The sequence below is a fragment of the Amycolatopsis magusensis genome (assembly GCF_017875555.1).
Lineage (GTDB): Bacteria > Actinomycetota > Actinomycetes > Mycobacteriales > Pseudonocardiaceae > Amycolatopsis > Amycolatopsis magusensis.
Genome location: NZ_JAGGMS010000001.1, coordinates 6083156 through 6099141, shown reverse-complemented (window position 1 = coordinate 6099141; position 15986 = coordinate 6083156). Strand labels below are relative to the sequence as shown.

Annotated in this window: 14 protein-coding genes; 6 read left to right on the top strand and 8 right to left on the bottom strand. The window is 70.8% G+C overall.

All coding sequences use genetic code 11. The features are described 5' to 3' along the window. Nucleotides 1–101: 101 nt before the first annotated feature. The gene (locus JOM49_RS27045; RefSeq protein ID WP_372444088.1) at nt 102–902 is read right to left on the bottom strand and encodes an SCO1664 family protein; all 801 of its coding nucleotides are present in this window, start codon (nt 900–902) and stop codon (nt 102–104) included. Between the two features lies 1 nt (nt 903). Further along, complete coding sequence (locus JOM49_RS27040) at nt 904–1479, bottom strand: DUF3090 domain-containing protein (RefSeq protein ID WP_209667021.1); 576 nt, start codon at nt 1477–1479, stop codon at nt 904–906. A gap of 162 nt (nt 1480–1641) precedes the next feature. Between JOM49_RS27040 and JOM49_RS27035 the strand changes: the two genes are divergently transcribed. Both JOM49_RS27035 and JOM49_RS27030 read left to right on the top strand, forming a co-directional pair. Beyond that, entirely contained in the window at nt 1642–3591 is a 1950-nt protein-coding gene (locus tag JOM49_RS27035; protein WP_209667020.1) for a S9 family peptidase, read from the top strand. Continuing rightward, entirely contained in the window at nt 3588–4496 is a 909-nt protein-coding gene (locus JOM49_RS27030; protein ID WP_209667019.1) for a S66 peptidase family protein, read from the top strand. Before JOM49_RS27035 ends, JOM49_RS27030 begins: the two co-directional genes overlap by 4 nt. Here JOM49_RS27030 and JOM49_RS27025 read toward each other — a convergent pair. Further along, nucleotides 4493–5452, bottom strand: coding sequence for a prenyltransferase/squalene oxidase repeat-containing protein (locus tag JOM49_RS27025; RefSeq protein ID WP_209667018.1), 960 nt, complete (start codon nt 5450–5452; stop codon nt 4493–4495). The genes JOM49_RS27030 and JOM49_RS27025 overlap by 4 nt on opposite strands. 29 nt (nt 5453–5481) lie before the next feature. On the opposite strand from JOM49_RS27025, the gene JOM49_RS27020 reads away from it, so the two are divergent. Then, nucleotides 5482–6078: a pyridoxamine 5'-phosphate oxidase family protein gene (locus JOM49_RS27020; RefSeq protein ID WP_209667017.1), complete on the top strand. Its 597-nt coding sequence runs from the start codon at nt 5482–5484 to the stop codon at nt 6076–6078. Further along, the gene (locus JOM49_RS27015) at nt 6062–6469 is read left to right on the top strand and encodes a TIGR03668 family PPOX class F420-dependent oxidoreductase (protein ID WP_209667016.1); all 408 of its coding nucleotides are present in this window, start codon (nt 6062–6064) and stop codon (nt 6467–6469) included. Before JOM49_RS27020 ends, JOM49_RS27015 begins: the two co-directional genes overlap by 17 nt. 106 nt (nt 6470–6575) lie before the next feature. Here the strand turns inward: JOM49_RS27015 and mptB are convergent, their stop codons facing one another. From mptB to JOM49_RS26990, 5 genes are read right to left on the bottom strand one after another with little or no spacing between them, the layout of a single operon-like run. Continuing rightward, entirely contained in the window at nt 6576–8096 is a 1521-nt protein-coding gene (mptB, locus tag JOM49_RS27010; protein WP_209667015.1) for a polyprenol phosphomannose-dependent alpha 1,6 mannosyltransferase MptB, read from the bottom strand. Between the two features lie 14 nt (nt 8097–8110). Next, a complete protein-coding gene (locus JOM49_RS27005) occupies nt 8111–9790 on the bottom strand; it encodes a dipeptide ABC transporter ATP-binding protein (protein ID WP_209667014.1) in 1680 nt (559 codons plus the stop codon). Beyond that, on the bottom strand, nt 9787–10692 hold the full coding sequence (locus tag JOM49_RS27000) for an ABC transporter permease (protein WP_209667013.1): 906 nt from the start codon (nt 10690–10692) through the stop codon (nt 9787–9789). Before JOM49_RS27000 ends, JOM49_RS27005 begins: the two co-directional genes overlap by 4 nt. After that, nucleotides 10689–11717, bottom strand: a complete 1029-nt coding sequence (locus JOM49_RS26995; protein WP_209667012.1) for an ABC transporter permease — start codon at nt 11715–11717, stop codon at nt 10689–10691. Before JOM49_RS26995 ends, JOM49_RS27000 begins: the two co-directional genes overlap by 4 nt. Before the next feature lie 12 nt (nt 11718–11729). After that, complete coding sequence (locus JOM49_RS26990; protein ID WP_209667011.1) at nt 11730–13559, bottom strand: ABC transporter substrate-binding protein; 1830 nt, start codon at nt 13557–13559, stop codon at nt 11730–11732. 212 nt (nt 13560–13771) lie between these two features. Between JOM49_RS26990 and JOM49_RS26985 the strand changes: the two genes are divergently transcribed. Next, entirely contained in the window at nt 13772–14599 is an 828-nt protein-coding gene (locus JOM49_RS26985) for a M55 family metallopeptidase (RefSeq protein ID WP_209667010.1), read from the top strand. Continuing rightward, on the top strand, nt 14592–15899 hold the full coding sequence (locus JOM49_RS26980; protein ID WP_209667009.1) for a M20/M25/M40 family metallo-hydrolase: 1308 nt from the start codon (nt 14592–14594) through the stop codon (nt 15897–15899). The genes JOM49_RS26985 and JOM49_RS26980 overlap by 8 nt, the downstream gene beginning before the upstream one ends. Nucleotides 15900–15986 lie beyond the last annotated feature (87 nt).

The window sequence follows — 15986 nt, the reverse complement described above, 5'->3', positions numbered from 1 at the left end:
CTGGGCCGGCGAGTTGCACACTCAGGAAGCCGAACCCCACGTTCAGGAAGCCGAACCCCACGTTCGGGCAGGCGAAAGCCACACTCGCGCAGAAGGTCGTGTCAGAAAAGGGGCCAGGGGATGGCGCGCCAGTCATCACCCGGGGCCGGGAAAGAGCCGTCCGCCAGCAGCTTCGCCGCCCGTGCGCCCACCGCGGCGATCTCCGCCCGCGTCAGGTGCGGCGCCAACTCCGCCCCCAACACACCGTCCAGCAACGACGGCACCGCCGCCAGCTTCTCCGCGATCTCCCCCGGCAACTCGTCACCGACCCAGCCCCACAACACCGTCCGCAGCTTCGGCTCGGTGTGCAGGCAGATCCCGTGATCCACCCCGTACACCCGGCCATCCACCCCGGCCAGCACGTGCCCGCCCTTGCGATCGGTGTTGTTCACCACCACATCCAGCGCCGCCAACTCCCGGATACCCGGGTGGTCCGCGTGCGCCAGCACCGCCGGCTCACCCAGCCGGTCGTGCGCGTGCAGCACCACCCGCCACCCCGGCGGCACCTCCGCGGGCGCCCGCACGTCGATCAGGTCCGCGTCCTCGTCGGTCTCGATCCACAACTGGACCATCCCCGGCCCGAACGGACCATCCCGCAACACCGTCGGCGGCACCCGCCCCAGCCCGGTGTACTCCGACACCAGCGCCGTGGCCACCTCACGCCCGGCCAGCGTCCCGTCCGGGAAGTCCCACAGCGGACGCTCCCCCGAAACCGGCTTGTACACCGCGTTCGCCTCGACCCCGTCCAGCTCCACCGAGCAGAACAAGGTCACGTTCGACGCGTCGACCAGCCGCCCCTCCACCGAGATCCGCCCCCGCGCGACCAGGTCCTTCGCGGCGGGATCGGAAGACGAATCGGCCAACTCACTCCTCGATGACATCCACGTCACGCCGGTACCCGTTCTGCCGCGGGCAGATGTGCCCCTCCGGGTCCAGCGGCTCACCACACAGCGGGCACGGCTTCCGCCCCGCGTTGACCACCCGGTCCGCCCGCTCGGCGAACGCCCGCGCCGCCACCGGGCTCAGGAACACCCGCACCGCGTCGGGCCCCTCCTCGGTGTCGTCGAGCACCACGGTCTCGTCGACCTCGCCCTCGGTCACCGCCAGCAACTCGATCACCACCGCGCTGCTCTCGGCATCCCAGCCCAGCCCCATCGTGCCGACACGGAACTCCTCCTCCACCGGCACGGTCAGCGGCTCGGCATCGACGAGCTCATCGGGTGTTTCCGCCGGTATCTCGGCACCGAAGCGCGTGGCGACCTCGTCGAGCAGCGAACCGAGCCGCTCCGCGAGCACCGCCACCTGCTGCTTCTCGATGGTCACACTGATCGTGCGCACATCCTCGGACGCCTGCAGGTAGAAAGTGCGGTCACCGGGTTCCCCGACGGTCCCGGCGATGAACCGGTCGGGCTGACGGAAGACGTGGATTACACGAGCCATGACAACCTCGACCCTAAGCCACCGGGCGATCATCGGCATCCGCCGCCCCAGGTTTCGCCGCGGGCGAACAGGACCGGCAAAAATCCGACCTTTCCCCCAGCAGGTGGTGAACCGTTCACCACAAGATCGCGGAGCGCTCGAACGAGTGACTAAACTCGCGCGATGCCCGAGATCGCGCCTTACGGAGCCTGGCCATCCCCCATCACCGCCGCGGACGTCGCCGCCGCGGGCGACCAGCCCCAATGGCTGGACGTCGTCGATGGCGAGATCTGGTGGGCCGAAGCCCGCCCCAGCGAACGCGGGCGCGTCGCACTGGTCAAAGCCGGCCCCGACGGCACCGTCGAAGAACTCCTCCCCGCCCCCTGGAACGCCCGCAACCGCGTCCACGAATACGGCGGCAGGCCCTGGCGGGCCATCGACGGCAAGATCGCCTTCACCCACTGGGACGACCAGCGCGTCCACCTCCGCGACCCGGCCACCGGCGAGGTCACCGCCCTCACCGCCGAACCCGAGATCCCCCAGGGCGTCCGCTACAGCGACCTCCGCCCCGGCCGCCCCGGCGAACTCTGGGCCGTCCGCGAAACCAGCACCGGCCCCCGCCGCACCGACATCACCCGCGCACTCGTCGCCATCTCCCTCACCGGCGCCCCCGAACGCGAACTCACCACCAGCCACCACTTCCTCACCGCACCCCAGCTCTCCCCCGACGGCACCCACGCCGCCTGGCTCGGCTGGAACCACCCCGACATGCCCTGGGACGCCACCGAACTCACCGTCGCCGAAGTCCACCCCGACGGCACCTTCGGCACCCCCCGCGTCCTCGCCGGCGGCCCCGGCATCGCCGTCTGCCAGCTCGAATGGGAAACCCCCACCACCCTCCTCGCCCTGCTCGACCCCGACGGCTGGTGGAACCTGCACCGCATCGGCCTCGACGGCACCAGCCACAACCTCGCCCCGGTCACCGAAGAACTCGGCGGCGCACTGTGGAAACTCGGCCTCACCTGGTTCACCCCACTCGGCGACGGCAAGCACGCCGTGCTCAACTCCGGCCGCCTCGCCGTCCTCGACGAGCACACCGCCCAGGTCACCACCGTCGACCCCGAAACCACCTGGGCCCCCGGCATCGCCCCCTACGGCGCCGGCATCGCCGGCCTCGCCGCCGCACCCCGCCAGGAAACCGCCGTCCGGCACGCCGACCTCACCACCGGCACCCTCACCGAAGTCACCCCCCGGCCCGGCGAAGCCCCCTCCGGCCACCGCCTCCCCGACCAGCGCTACCTGCCCACCCCCGAAGAACGCGTGTTCACCGCCGCCGACGGCGAACCCATCCCCGCCTACCTCTACCCACCCACCAACCCCGAGCACACCGGACCCGGCGACCAGCTCCCGCCCTACCTCGTCCACGTCCACGGCGGCCCCACCGGCCGCAACCACCCCGTCCTCGACCTCGACTTCAGCTACTTCACCAGCCGCGGCATCGGCGTCGTCGCGGTCAACTACGGCGGCTCCACCGGCTACGGCAGGCGCTTCCGCGAACGCCTCCGCGAACAATGGGGCGTCGTCGACGTCGCCGACTGCGTCGCCGTCGCCCGCCGGCTCGTCGAAGAAGGCGTCGCCGACCCCGACCGCCTCGCCATCCGCGGCGGCAGCGCCGGCGGCTACACCTCCGCCGTCACCATGACCACCGAACGCGCCTTCCGCGCCGCCACGGTCAAATACCCCATCCTCGACCTGCACCGCTGGACCGCCGACGGCGGCGAAACCCACGACTTCGAATCCCGCTACCTCGACGGCCTCATCGGCCCACTCCCCGAAACCGCCGACCGCTACCGCGACCGCTCCCCGATCAACAACACCGGCACCCTCGCCGGCCCCCTGCTCTTCCTCCAGGGCCTCGACGACCAGATCTGCCCACCCGAACAAGCCGACCGCTTCGTCGCCTCCCTGCGCGGCACCGAAATCCCGCACGCCTACCTCACCTTCGACGGCGAGCAACACGGCTTCCGCAAGGCCGAGACCATCATCGCCGCACTCGAAGCCGAACTCGCCTTCTACGGCCAGGTCTTCGGCTTCGACACCCCCGGCATCACCCCGGTGGACCTCCGCCCGTGAACCGCCCACCCCGACTCCGCACCGGCGACCGCGTCGCCCTCGTCGCCCCCGCCGGCCCCGTCCCCGACGAACTGCTCGACACCGCCCACCGCACGCTCAAGTCCTGGGGACTCGACGTCCACGAAGGCCCGCACGCCCGCGGCGTGCACCCGTCGGTCCCCTACCTCGCCGCACCCGACACCGACCGCGCCGCCGACTTCACCCAGGCCTGGCTCGACCCGGACATCCGCGCCGTCTTCGCCGCCCGCGGCGGCTACGGCAGCATGCGCATGCTCGACCTCGTCGACTGGCCCGCCCTGCGGGAAGCCGGACCCAAGATCCTCACCGGGTCCAGCGACATCACCGCACTCCACGAAGCCGTCGGCGTCCACCTCGGACTGAGCACGCTGTTCGCCCCCATGGTCGGCAGCACCCTGCTCACCCCCGGCGCCGCCGACCACCTCCGGCGCACGCTCTTCGAGCCGGAAACCGCCCGCGACCTCGCCCGCCCCGGCGCCGAAGCACTGGTACCCGGCCGCGCGAGCGGCGTCCTCGTCGGCGGAAACGCCAGCCTGCTGGTATCCAGCATCGGCGCCCCCGAACACCGACCGGCCGCCGGCGCCATCGCCCTGCTCGAAGACGTCACCGAAAGCGCCTACCGGCTCGACCGCATCCTCACCCAGCTCCTGCGCTCCGGCTGGTTCGACGGCGTCCACGGCATCGTGCTCGGGTCCTGGGTGGACTGCGGCCCACCCGAAGCCGTCCAAGCGCTGATGCTCGACCGCCTCGGCCCACTCGGCGTCCCCGTGCTCTGGGAAGCAGGCATCGGCCACCTCCCCGAGTCACCCACCGTCGCACTCGGCCTGCCCGCCGAACTCGACACCGACGCGGGCACCCTCACCCTCACCGAACCCGCACTCGTCTAAGCCGCGTCCCACCACACCAGCACCCGGGTACCGGACAACGTCAGCCACTTCGACGGCGCACCCGGTTCGACATCGACCTCGAACCACACCCGGCCCGGGTGCCGGTGCACCTGCAGCCAAGTCCCGTCCGGCTGCCTGGCCGCCCGGATCAGCTCCACCGCCTCGCCCAGGCGCGGATCCGGCCGCGAGCCATCGTGCGCGGAAGCCTCACGGAAGTACTCCGCCGCGTTGAGCACGTCGTAGAACCACCGGGACGGATAAGCGAACCGGGTCACCCACGGCGCGATCGGCTCCCCGGTGGACAGCCGCCGGAACAACCGCCGCTCCAGCAGGTACTCCTCACCGGCACGCCGGGCCGCCCGCGTCGCCTCCGTACCCCCGGTCGCGACCTCGTGCGCCAGCAGGCCCTTCAGCGAGTTCAGTGTCGAGTGGACCGACGACCGCTCCGCCCCCTCCACCCAGAAGCAGTTCCAGCCACCATCGGGCAACCGGTGCTCGACGAACCAGTCGGCGATGCCGGAAACCTCGACCCCGAGCCACACCCCGTTCGCCAGCGTCCAGGCGTTGATGCAGCAGTCGACCTCACCACCCCAGTACGGCAGCTCGTCGTACTCCCACCGGCAGTTCTCCGCGAGCAACCCGGCCGTGCGACGCGCACGCAGCACCGCGGCATCAAGCCCCCACTCACGCAACGAATTCAGCGAGTACGTCGTCGCCGTCCACGGCTGCCCCGGCTCCTGGTCCAGCTCGAACCCGCGCGGGTAGTACGCCCCGCCCGCCCACTGCCCATCCGGGTCCTGGTGCGCGAGCAGCCGCGCACCGAAGCCTTCGGTGGCGACCTTCGCCCGCGTGGCCTCCCACACCTCAGGAGGTTCGTCGGCGAGGTCCCGTTCGACCTGCCAGCGCAGCGCCGGATCCGAATCACGAAGCCAGGTGACCAAGTCGTCTCCCACCATGGCGGGACTCTAACGGCATACTCGGCGGCATGGGCAAGACTTACGAGCGCATCGACGACCGCCTCCGCGCCTTCATCGACGCACAGCCGGTCTTCTTCGTCGCGTCCGCACCACTGAGCGGCGACGGCCACGTGAACCTCTCACCCAAGGGACGCGCCGGCACGCTCGCCGTGCTGGACGAGCACACCGTCGCCTACCTCGACTTCGGCGGCAGCCACGCCGAAACCATCGCGCACCTGCGCGAGAACGGCCGCATCACGCTGATGTGGTGCGCCTTCACCGGCCCGCCCAAGGTGCTGCGCGTGCACGGCCGCGGCGAACCCGTCTTCCGCGACGACCCACGCTGGACCGACCTGGTACCGAAGTTCGGCGACGCCGACGGACCGGGGCTGCGCGCGGTCATCCTGGTCCACGCCGAACTGATCAGCGACAGCTGCGGGTTCGCCGTGCCGTTCATGGACTACCGCGAAGAACGCACCCAGCACGCCCAGTACTTCGGCCGCAAGAGCGACGCGCAGTTCGCCACCTACTGCGAACGCAAGGAAACCAACGTCGCCAGCATCGACGGCCTGCCCGCGCTCCCGGTGCCGCTGCCGGAGCGGACCGACCATGCGCCTGTCCACTGAGGACTGCCGCACCCGGTTCGCCGGCGCGCGGGTGGCCCGGCTCGGCACGGTCACCGAGGACGGCACCCCGCACCTGGTCCCGGTGACCTTCGTGCTGCTGCACGACGAGGTCTACTTCGCCGTCGACCACAAACCCAAGCGCACCAGGGACCTGCGCCGGCTGCGGAACATCGCCGCGAACCCGGCGGTCAGCTTCCTGGCCGACCGGTACGAGGACGACTGGGACCAGCTGTGGTGGGTGCGAGCCGACGGCCACGCCACCGTCCTCGACGAACACCGCGAAGCCGGCGCCGCCCTGCGGGAGAAGTACCCGCAGTACCGGACCACTCCCCCGGAAGGCCCGATCGTCCGGACCACCGTCACCCGCTGGACAGGCTGGTCCTTCGTCTGAGCAGGTCTTTTTCAGCGGTCAACAGAATTTTTGCCAAAAGCGGTAGCGTATAGGACGTTATACACTTGGCTGGTGGAATCGAGACCACGGCCGGTGACGACCGCGCTCAGCGATCCAGGGATTCCGGCTTCCGCCAGGCTGCGATCAGCCCCAGCGGATCGGGCTTGAGCAGGGACGCCGCCGCGTACAGGCTCACCGCCAGCACTCCCCCGATGAACCACCAGTCGTAGAGCGCCTGCTCCCCCGTCGGGTAGTACACGAGCACCAAGAACACCGACACGCCCACCACCCCGGCGAGGTGCTTGCGGTCCCACGGGAACGCCGAAGCCAGGACGAAACCCCAGGTCAGGTACCACGGCAGGGTCGGCGGCGCGAGGATCGCCACGGCCAGCAGCGCGGCCGCGGCCCGCAGCACCGCCTGGTTGCCGCCCGCGCGGGCCAGCCACCACTGCCGCACCACGAAGATCGCGAGCACCACCCACGCCGCCGAGCGGAACACCGTGACGAACGGGGACGGCGGCACGTCGACCATGATGTGCGCCATGTTGTAGAAGATCTCGCCGATGCCGGTCGGGAAGTTCAGCCAGTTGGCGATCAGCTGCGGCGCGCTCATCCCGGTGAACCAGCCGATGTTCATCGAGCCCAGCGACACCCAGGTGCCCACCACGAAGACCGGGCCGAACACGCCGAGCGCCGGCAGCAGCGCGCGGAAGAACCGCTTGACCGGCCCGCCGCCGGGCAGCTGCGCGGCCCACATCCAGACCAGGAACGGCAGCGCCACCGCCGCGGTCGGCTTGATCAGCATGCCGATGGTGACCAGGAAGACCGAGAGCACCGGACGGCGTTCCAGCATGGCCAGCACACCGGTGGTGAGGAACCCGAGCATCAGCAGGTCGTTGTGCGGGCCGCCGACCAGGTGGATCACCGTCATCGGGCTGGCCACCGCCAGCCACAGCGTCACCGGCAGCCGCCCGCCGAGGTGCTTGACCAGGCGCGGGATCGACCACAGCACCCCGGCCAGGCCGATCATGATCACCAGCCGGGTGAGGATCACCCCGAGGATCATGTTGCCGCCGGTCAGCCCGACCAGCCACTTCGACACCAGCAGGAACAGCGGGCCGTACGGCGCGGGCGTGGTCTGCCACAGCTGGTGCACGTTGACCACCACGTCCGGCAGCACGTCCAGCTCGGCCGGGCCGAAGGCGTACGGGTCCTTGCCGTGGAGCAGCTGCGCGCCCTGGCCGAGGTAGGAGAACACGTCACGGGTGAACAGCGGTGGCGAGACCAGCAGCGGCGCCATCCAGCAGGCCGCCGCGACCACCACCGGCTTGGCACCGACGCGGCCGTCCAGCACGTACCGCCCCAGCCGCACCCACGCCCACACCACGAGCCCGAAACCGAGGTACAGCAGCGCCGTGGCCAGCGCGCGGCCGTGACCGTAGCGGATCCACGACAGCGGACCGTGCCCCAGCAACGGATCGCGGATGAGGATGCCCCCGGCGCCGAGCGCGGCGAGCATCAGCAGCGTCGACCCGACGGTGCCCATCGCGATCGTGCGGTACGGGAAGCGCGACGGCACGACGGTCAGCGCGTCGGTTCCCGCGGCGGGATCAGTGGTGGTGGCCATTTCACCACAGGAGATTACACACCGCCCTCTCCCGCCGGCCCCGCGCCAGCACCCTCCGGAGTGAGCGTGCCACCCGGAAGTGCGGCCAGCAACGACTTCGTGTACTCGTGCCGCGGCGAGAGCAGGACCTCCTCCACCGTGCCCACCTCGACCAGCTCACCGCGGTACATCACCGCCACCCGGTCGGCGATGTTCCACGCCAGCCCGAGGTCGTGCGTGATCACCAGGCCCGCCAGGCCCAGTTCCCGCCGCAAACGCAGCAGCAGCGCCAAAATCTCGCCGCGCACCGAGGCGTCCAGCGAGGCCACCGGCTCGTCGGCGACCACCACCTTCGGATCGAGCGCGAGCGCACCGGCGATCACCACGCGCTGGCGCTGCCCGCCCGACAGCTCGTGCGGCAGCCGCTGCAGGAACCGTTCCGCCGGCCGCAGTTCGGCTGCTTCCAGTGCCTTCGTGACGATGTCGAGTTCGGGCTCGGAGAACCCGTGGATCCGCGGCCCCTCGGCGACGGCCTCGTAGACGCTGTGGCGCGGGTTCAGCGCGCTCGTCGGGTCCTGCAGCACCAGCTGCACCTGCCGCCGGTACGCCTTGAGCCCGGCACTGGTCATCGGCACCGGCTCACCCTCGAACAGCACCTGGCCCGAGGTCGGCTTCTGCAGGCCCATCAGCGTGCGGGCCAGCGTGGTCTTGCCCGACCCGGACTGCCCGACCAGCGCGACGATCTCGTTGCGGCGGACCTCCAGGTCCACCCCCTTGACCGCGTCGATGGTGGCGCCCTTGCGGTCGCGGAAGCGGACGTGCAGGTCCTTGGCCACCAGCAGCGGCCCCTCCCCCGTGTCCACCGGCGTCTCCGGCTCCGGCGGCAGCTCGCCCGCCGTCGCCGGGGCGAACCGGGAAACCGGGTCGCCCACCGTGGGGAAGGCCGAGGCCAGCGCGCGGGTGTGCGCGTGCCGCGGCGAGGCCATCACCTGCCTACCCTCGCCCTCTTCGACGATCTCGCCGTCGTACATCACCGCGATCCGCGCGCAGGTCGCCGCCAGCACCGACAGGTCGTGGCTGATCATGATCAGCCCGATGCCCTGCTCGGCGACCAGCCCGCTGAGCAGGTCCAGCACCTGGGCCTGCACGATCACGTCCAGCGCGGTGGTCGGCTCGTCGGCGATGATCAGCCGCGGCCGGCAGGCCAGCGCCATCGCGATCATCACCCGCTGCTTCTGCCCGCCGGACAGCTCGTGCGGATAGGCCCCGGCCCGGCTCACCGGCAGGTCGACCTGCCCGAGCAGTTCCTCGACCCGCTCGCGCACGGCCGTCTCGCTCTGCGCCTTGCCCTCGGGCGGGTGCAGCCGGATCGGCTCGGCGATCTGCTCCCCGATCCGCCGGACCGGGTTCAGCGCGTGCATCGCCCCCTGGAACACGATCGAGGCCGCCGACCAGCGCACCGCGCGCAGGCGCCCCCACTTCATCGTGGTGACGTCCTCGCCGTCGAGCAGGATCTCGCCGGTGATCTTCGCGGACTTCGGCAGCAGCCGGAGCACGCTCATCGCCACGGTCGACTTCCCCGAGCCGGACTCCCCCGCCACGCCGACGGTGTCCCCCGGCTCCAGCCGCAGGTTGACGTCACGCACCGCGCGCACGTCCTCCCCCGGCGCCGGGTAGGTGACGTTCAGGTCCTTGAGCTCCAGCAGCGCGCTCATCGGTCCCCCCTCAGCCGCGGGTTGAGCACGGTCTCCAGCGCCCGGCCGACCAGCGTGAAGCACAGCACGATCGCCACGATGGCCAGGCCCGGCGGCAGCAGGTACCACCAGGCGCCGCCGCTGACCGCACCGGAACTGAGCGCCGTCTGCAGCATCGAACCCCACGAGACGTTGTTCGGGTCACCGAGCCCGAGGAAGGACAGCGTGGACTCGGCGATGATCGACCCGCCGACCACCAGCGTGGTGTTCGCCAGCACCAGCGGCATCACCGCGGGCAGCACGTGCTTGCCGATCACGTGCAGGTGCCCGCCGCCCAGCGCTTTCGACCGCTCGATGTACGGGCGGCTCTCCACGGTCAGCGTCTGCGCGCGCACCAGGCGCGCGGTCGTCGGCCACGAGGTGACCCCGACCGCGACGATGATCGTCGGGATGCCCCTGGGCAGCACGCTGGACAACGCGATCGCCAGCACCAGCGAGGGCAGCACCAGGAAGAAGTCGGTGAACGGCAGCAGGATCCGCGCCACCCACCGGCCGAAGTGCCCGGCCGCGATGCCGACGATGGTGCCGATCAGCACCGAGAGCACCGTGGCGGCCAGCCCGACCAGCAGCGACACCCGCGCGCCCCAGAAGGTCAGCAGCAGCACCGAGCGACCGTCCACATCGGTGCCGAGCAGGTACTCCCCGGTCGGCGGCTGCAGCGGCCTGCCCGGCGCCTTGGTCACGTCCAGCCCCGCCGGATCGGTGATCACCGGCGCCAGCACCGCCAGCACCACGATCACCCCCAGCAGGGCCAGCCCGACCAGCCCGCCGCGGTTCCTGGCGAACTCCCGCCACACGTTGCCCGCCGCGGCGAACCGGCGCTGCCACGCGATCGCCTTCGCCGACTGCGTCACTTCGCTCATGAGGCACGCACCCGCGGGTCGAGCACCCGGTAGAGCACCTCGGCGAACAGGTTCATCACGACCACCGAACCGGCCAGAATCAAGAACACTCCTTGCAGCAGCGGCAGGTCCGGCCCGCGCAGCGCTTCGAACGTGAGCAGCCCGAGCCCCGGCCACGAGAACACGGCCTCGACCGTGACCGTGCCGGACACCACCAGCCCGAACTGCAGGAACACCAGGGTCACCGTGGGTAGCAGCGCGTTCGGCACGGCGTGCCTGCGGCGCACCAGGTCGTCGCGCAGGCCCTTCGCGCGGGCCGTGGTGAGGTAGTCCGCGTTCATCTCCTCGAGCAGCGAGGACCGCATCACCAGCATGTACTGCGCGTAGATCACCGCGAGCAGCGTGAGGCACGGCAGCGTCAGGTGGTGCGCCACGTCGAGTGCCTCGGTGAAGAAGCCCGGCGGGGTGTCCGGCGAGGTCATGCCCCGGCTCGGAAAAAGCCCCTGCGTGGCGATCAGCAGCATCAGGCCCAGCCAGAACTGCGGCACCGACCACAGGGTCAGCGCCACACCGGTCTGCACCTTGTCGAACGCGCTGCCGCGCTTCCACGCCGCCCGCACGCCGAGCCACAGGCCCAGCACCACCGCCAGCACGGTGGCGGTGCCGACGAGCAGGACGGTGGGCCACACCCGCTCGCCGATCATGGCCGCCACCGGCCGGTTGTAGATGTAGGACGTGCCGAGGTCACCGCGCAGCAGTCCGCCGAAGTAGTCGAAGAACTGCTGCAGCATCGGCTTGTCCACGCCGAGGCGGGCGCGGAGCTCGGCCAGCTGCTGCGGGCTGGTGGGCCGGTCCCTGGTCATCGTGGTGACCGGGTCGCCGGGGATCATCCGGAACAGCAGGAACCCCAGCACCACCACCAGCAGCAGGCTGACCAGCCCCGCGCCGATCTTGCCTGCGAGAAACCGAAGGGTCCCGGTACCCCCGCGTCGTTCGTCCGGGTCGGGCAGTTCCGCGCCCGTGGCTGTCGAGACCGCTTCGGTCAACGCCCCTTGCTCCTATTCCTTGTCGTCGGCGGACCCGGCGGACTTGCCGCGCCGCGACACCACCACGCCGATCAGCACGACCAGGATCACCGCACCGGCCCCGATCGCGATCCACGCCACGGTCGGCAGGCCACCCGAGTCCCCGGCCGCGGCCGCGTCCTCACCGGCGGGCACGGCACCGTAGAAGCTCCAGTACCCGCTCTGCTCCATCAGCGCGCCACCGGACACCGGCTGCCTGGTCAGCTCCGAGAACTTGTCGGAGCGGTAGGCCTCCAGCGCGCTCTTGTAGTCGAGCACCACGCTCGGCACCTGGTCGTAGTAGCGGGCCTGGGCCTGCTTCGCGTACTCGGCGCGCTTGGCGATGTCCGGCTCGGCGGCCTGCAGCGCGTAGAGCCGGTCGTACTCGGCGTCGCAGAAGAACGCGTTGCTGCTCGTGCTGCCCGCGGTCGCGGGGAGCACCGAACAGGTCTGCTTGGCCAGGATGTAGTCCGGGTCCGGGTTGGTGCCCCAGCCCGAGAGCGCCAGGTCGTAGTTGCCGGCCGAAGTGGACTCGTCCACCTCGTTGTCCGAGACCAGGACCTCGGTGATCTTGATGCCGATCTCACCCAGCCAGCCGGCGACGTACTTGACCACGCGCTGGTCGTAGTCGCGGGTGGCGTGCCCGGTGAACCGGAACTCGAGCTTGCGCCCGTCCGGTGCGACCCGGATCCCGTCCGGCCCCTTCGGGTAACCCGCCTGGTCCAGCGCGGCGTTCGCGGCGGCCAGGTCGAAGGTGTACTTCTCGGCCGGGCCCGGCGCGTAGTGATAGGTCTTGAACATCGGCGGCACGATGCCGCCCGGCGCCTCGCCGTACCCGCCGAGCACCTTGTCGATGATGGTCGCCGGGTCGATCGCGCGGGCGATCGCCTTGCGCACCCGCACGTCCTTGAGCGCCGGGTGCCCGTCGCCGATCGGCTGGCGGTCGAAGTTCTGCGCGCCCGGGTTGATCAGCAGCTCGTCGTAGCGGCGGCCGACCGCCTTGTTGGTGGTGATGCCCGGCTGGCCGTTGAGCGCGTCGAATTGGGTCGAGGTGAGCCGGTTGATCAGGTCGACCTCGCCGTTCTTCAGCGCGTTGACCGCGGCGTCGGCGTTGTCGAACTTGACGAACTGCAGCTCGTCCACCTTCGGCGCGCCCCGCCAGTAGTTCGGGTTCGCCTTCATCCGGACCAGCTGGTTGGTCTGGTACTCGGTGATGGTGAACGGGCCGGAGCCCACGCCCACCTTGGCCACGGTGTCGGTCTCCGGGGAGGCCATGTCGGTCACGCCCGACCAGATGTGCTCCGGCACGATCGGCACGTCGAGCGCGGTCATCGACGCCTGCGGCTTCTTCAGCGTCACGGTCAGCGTGCGGTCGTCGGTCGCGGTCACCGTCTGGAACTGCTCGACGAAGGTGCCGTTGGCCTCACGCGCGGCCGGGTCGCTCATCATCCGGTTGAAGGTGAACGCGGCGTCCTTCGCGGTCAGCGGCGTGCCGTCGGACCACTTCGCCTCGCGGATCTTGAACGTCCAGGTCAGCCCGTCCGGCGACGGCGTCCACGTCTCGGCGAGCCCCGGCGTGGGCAGGTTGTCCTCGGCCGAGGGCAGGGTGAGGAACTCCCAGGAGATCCGGCCGATCATCGCGGTGGAGGCGAAGCTCGCGGTGAACGGGTTGAGGTGGTCGATGGACTGGACCAAGGCCACCCGCAGCACGGTCGGCTGCTGCGCCTGGGCGGGCCCGATGGCCAGCACGGGCGCGGCCGCCACCAGCGCGGTGGCGCCGAGCGCGGCCGCGCGCCGTCGCCAGGTACTTCTCACTGCACGCATTCTCGCGATCCCCAATCATCCATGCTCTGTCGTCTGCTCGGGGGGCCGACCCCCGGACCCCCGAAGCCCTCCAAGCCCCATCCCCGAAAGCCGAAAAGTAACCATTCCCCGCCACCGGAAGTCAACGATTGCCGGGCGTTCATGCCAACCCGTTACCCAACCGGGCGGGGCGATGACGAACGTCACTTGTGGCGCCCACTAGGTTGAACCCCATGCGGATCATGATCTCGGCCGACATGGAGGGTGCCACGGGGGTCACCTGGACCGACGACGTGGTCCCCGGAACCGAGCAGTGGCAACGATTCCGCAGACTCTTCACCGGGGACGTCAACGCCGTGGCCGCCGGGCTCGCCGACGCGGGCGCCACCGACCTGCTGGTGAACGAGGCGCACTCGTCGCAGCGGAACCTGCTGCTGGAGGACCTCGATCCCCGCGCCCGTATGCTCACCGGCAGGCACAAGCCGCTGTCGATGATGCAGGGCGTCGACAGCGGTGTGGACGGCGTGGTCTTCCTGGGCTACCACGCCGGGGCCGGCGCCGACGGCGTGCTTTCCCACACCTACCTGGAGAACCAGATCACCGGGGTGTGGCTGGACGGCACGCACGCCAGCGAGGGCAGGCTCAACGCCGCGCTGGCCGCCGAATACGGCGTGCCGGTGCTGCTGGTCACCGGCGACGACAAGACCTGCGAAGACGCGGCCGACTACGCGCCCGGCGCGGAACTCGTGGCGGTGAAGGAATGCGTGAGCCGGTACGCGGCCATCTGCCTGCCCCCTTCACGGACGGCTGAAATGCAGACCGACGCGGCGCGTCGCGCCATGGCGCGGGCCGGTCGCGGGGAACCCTCGCCGCGGGGTCACCGGATCGAGGTCGAGTTCGACGCGAGCCACCTCGCGCAGGCCACCGCGGTGATCCCTACGGTGGACCAGGTCGGGGTCCGCCGGGTGGGCTTCGACGCGCCGAACATGACCGAAGCGATGAAGGCGTTCAAGGTGGTCACCGCGATCGCCGCGGGCGCGGTGCAGGGGAAGTATGGCTGAGTTGGACGTCGTCTCCGTTTGCTCGGAGCTGATCCGGTTCGACACGACGAACCGCGGCAACGGGGACGCCGAAGGAGAACGAGCGGCCGCCGAGTACGTGGCGGGGCTGCTCACCGACGCGGGCCTGAGCCCGCGGATCCTGGAATCGGCGCCGGGGCGCGCCAACGTCGTCGCCCGCGTCGAAGGCAGTGACCCGTCCCTGCCGGCGCTGCTGGTGCAGGGCCACCTCGACGTGGTGCCCGCCGACGCCGCCGACTGGGCCGTGCCGCCGTTCGCCGGCGAGGTGCGCGACGGCTTCCTCTGGGGCCGCGGCGCCACGGACATGAAGGACTTCTGCGCGATGGTCCTGTCCGTTTTGGACACTTTCGCGCGTGAGGGCCGCAAACCCCGCCGGGACATCGTGCTCGCCTTCGTCGCCGACGAGGAGGACCGCGGCGACTACGGCGCGCACTGGCTGGTCGAGCACCACCCGTCCCTTTTCGACGGTTGTGCCGCGGCGATCAGCGAATCCGGCGGGTGCACCTACCACGTGCCCGCCGCCGATGGCCGGACCGTGCGCATCTACCCGGTCGGCGCGGCCGAGCGCGGGACCGCGCACCTGCGCCTGACCGCCCGCGGCCGCGCGGGCCACGGTTCGCGGCGCAACCACGAGAACGCCGTGATCCGGCTGGTCGCCGCGCTCGACCGGATCGCCACGCACCAGTGGCCGGTGCACCTGACCCCGGCCACGCGCGCGTTCATCGAGCAGACCGGCAAGGCGCTCGACGTCCCGGTTGATCTGTCCGATGTGGACGGGACGCTGGCGCGGTTGGGCCCGGCGGCGGCGCTGGTCGAGGCCATGGTGCGCAACAGCACCACGCCGACCATGCTCGAAGCCGGGTACAAGGTGAACGTGATCCCGAGCGTGGCGCACGCCCAGGTGGACACCCGGACGCTGCCGGACACCGAGGAAGACCTGCTGGCCACAGTGGACGAACTGCTCGGGCCGGACGTGACCAGGGAGTTCGTCGCGCACCAGCCGCCGGTGCAGGCGCCGGTGGACTCCCCGTGGTTCGACGCCATGGCGGCCGCGCTGCGCGCCCAGGACCCGGACGCGGTCGTGGTGCCGTACTGCATGGGCGGCGGCACCGACGCGAAGGCCTTCGCCAAGCTCGGCATCCAGTGCTACGGCTTCGCCCCGCTGTGGCTGCCGCAGGGCTTCCACTACCGCGCGATGGCCCACGGCGTGGACGAACGCGTCCCGGTCGAAGGCCTCCACTTCGGCAGCCGCGCCCTGGCGCACTTGTTCACCCACTGCTGACACCTACCCCGCTTCTCCAGCGAGGTTTGAGCCCTTTGGTCGAGCGTATTGCGCTCTAAAGCGGTGGCGTATAGGTCGTTATACACC